The organism is Candidatus Protofrankia californiensis, from assembly GCF_900634765.1.
In the GTDB taxonomy this organism is placed as follows: domain Bacteria; phylum Actinomycetota; class Actinomycetes; order Frankiales; family Frankiaceae; genus Protofrankia; species Protofrankia californiensis.
This window is the reverse complement of record NZ_CAAAFT010000296.1, coordinates 1-2098: the sequence shown is the minus strand read 5'-3', so window position 1 is coordinate 2098 and position 2098 is coordinate 1. Positions and strand designations below refer to the sequence as shown.

At 66.2% G+C, this 2098-nt stretch carries 3 protein-coding genes, 1 tRNA gene and 1 pseudogene; all 5 read left to right on the top strand.

The window, feature by feature from the left end:
• Nucleotides 1–249: redoxin domain-containing protein (locus DD1DGNOD_RS15805; RefSeq protein WP_131770469.1), on the top strand; the 249-nt coding region annotated here is incomplete at its 5' end.
• Nucleotides 250–286: 37 nt separating this feature from the next.
• Nucleotides 287–655 carry a hypothetical protein gene (locus DD1DGNOD_RS15800; protein WP_131767173.1) on the top strand — a complete coding sequence of 123 codons (369 nt, stop codon included), beginning with the start codon at nt 287–289 and terminating at the stop codon, nt 653–655.
• A gap of 195 nt (nt 656–850) precedes the next feature.
• A tRNA-Val gene (locus tag DD1DGNOD_RS15795) sits at nt 851–925 on the top strand.
• Nucleotides 926–1010: 85 nt separating this feature from the next.
• Nucleotides 1011–1418: a phage integrase N-terminal SAM-like domain-containing protein gene (locus tag DD1DGNOD_RS28160; RefSeq protein WP_206443215.1), complete on the top strand. Its 408-nt coding sequence runs from the start codon at nt 1011–1013 to the stop codon at nt 1416–1418.
• Between the two features lie 66 nt (nt 1419–1484).
• A pseudogene (locus DD1DGNOD_RS28155) lies at nt 1485–1928 on the top strand (tyrosine-type recombinase/integrase); the annotation flags it as partial.
• Nucleotides 1929–2098: the final 170 nt, after the last annotated feature.

The following is a 2098-nucleotide window of genomic DNA, read 5'->3' as shown; positions in this document are numbered from 1 at the left end:
TCGGTCGACTCGCCCTACGCCCACAAGGTGTGGGCTGACCGCGAGGGGTACGACTTCCCGTTGCTGGCCGACTTCTGGCCGCACGGCGAGGTGGCACGCAGCTACGGCGTCTTCGAAGAGACCAAGGGCTTTGCGGTGCGGGCGACCTTCATCATCAACAAGGAGGGCGTCGTCCACTGGAAGGTCGTCAACAGCCCCGGTGAGGCTCGGGATCACGCCGAGTATCTCAAGGCGCTCGCCGCGCTGTAGGCTGCGCCAGCCGTTTCACGTCCCATCAGGTTGTAAGATGCCGTGCTTTCGTTGTCACACCCGCCAGACCGACCCCGCACGGGGAGCCAGCCCGTGGCGGCGGGCGGTCGTGTCGGGTGAGCAGGTTCTGTTCTGTCCGCAGTGCCAGCAGACAGTCGGCTGGTCGGAGGTTCTCGACCGCTGCGGCGGCTGCGGATCGACACACCTGGCCAAGGCCCTCGGCTCGATCTCGTGCAGGGACTGCGGCCGGGAGATCTCACCGGCCCCGCCCGGTCTCGATCTTCCGGCTCTCGGCCCGGCACTGTCGCCGGGGAATGCGCCCGCGCAGCCGGTGTCCGCATCCCCCGAACTGAGTGCCGAGGTCGAAGCTGCCCTCGCGCGGGTGCTGGGTCACAGCCTGAGGTGATCGGTGACGTGAACTGCTCGGCCCATCCGACCGGCGGACAGGCCGAGCAGCTCACGTAAGAACCGGTGACGCACCTGGCGCGGACGGCATCGCGTCTGTTCCCAGCAGCACCGAGCCGTACCTGTTCCCAACGCCGGTCTATGCAACCCCGGGCCCCCACAACGGCGCGATGTTGCGTACGCTTACGAGCATCCCGGGCGCGTAGCTCAGCGGGAGAGCGCTCGCCTTACAAGCGAGTGGTCGCAGGTTCGATCCCTGCCGCGCCCACCACATCCGGCCTGACCTGCGGAAACGTGCTCTACGCCGAAGTAGCCGAGTGAAGCACGTTGGACAGACAGCACTAAACTGCTCGATCATGACGACAGTTGACCATGGCCAGTGGGGGTCACTGCTACGCCAGTGGGGCCGCTCACTGGAGTCCCGGACCATGTCCCCGCGATCCATCGCGCTCTACCTCGGCGCCGGCCGACAGCTCGTCGAGCACTTGGCCGCCCACGATGGTCCGACCGACCCGGCAGAGCTGGAACGGTCCCACGTCGAGGCGTTCCTCGCCGACTACGCGACCACCCACAAGCCGGCAACCGTATCGATCGTCTTCCGGGCATTGCAGCAGTTCGGGACCTGGCTCGCCGATGAGGAGGATCTCGACCGCTCACCGCTCACCGCTCGACCGGATGAAACCACCCGTCGTCCCGGAACAGCCCGTACCCGTCGTCACAGACGAGCAGATCAAAGCGCTGCTTGCCGGATGCGCTGGACGTGACCTGGTCTCACGCCGCGATGAGGCGATCATCAGGCTGCTGATGGACACCGGGGGCGCCGCGCTGAAGTCGCGGGCCTCACCGTCGACGACGTCGATTTCAAGCAGGACGTGATCCACGTCGTGGGGAAGGGCCGCCGGGCCCGCGCCGTGCCGTTCGGCTCCAAGACCGGAATCGCGCTCGAACGGTACGTGCGTCTGCGGTCCCGCGACCGTCAGGCGAAGCTCCCGCACCTATGGCTTGCCGAGAAGGGCCGCGGACCGCTGTCCGCGAACGGGATCAATCAGATGCTCAGGCGCAGGGGGAGCGCCGCTGGTATCCCCGGTCTGCACCCGCACCAGTTCCGCCACACCGCCGCTCACACCTGGCTCGCAGCCGGGGGAGCGGAGACCGATCTCATGCGGAACATGGGGTGGCAGTCCCCGGCCATGCTGCGCCGTTACGGCGCCTCGGTTGCCGACGAGCGTGCGCGTGAGGCCCACCGCCGGCTGAGACTCGGAGATCGGCTGTAGCCAACTATCAACACACGAGCTATCTGTCAGCTCCGTTTTAACGACAAGGTCACATATCTCCGCCCACTACCATCCACCAGGATGATCGTATCCACGTCATGTCCAGGATCAGTCAGTACCACGCAGTACCACGCAGTACCAATCCGTATCACGCAGTACCAATCCGTATG

Bases quoted from the DNA above. Each gene is read 5' to 3' on its own strand.
- DD1DGNOD_RS15800 (WP_131767173.1), top strand. From the start codon at position 287: ATGCCGTGCTTTCGTTGTCACACCCGCCAGACCGACCCCGCACGGGGA.
- DD1DGNOD_RS28160 (WP_206443215.1), top strand. From the start codon at position 1,011: ATGACGACAGTTGACCATGGCCAGTGGGGGTCACTGCTACGCCAGTGG.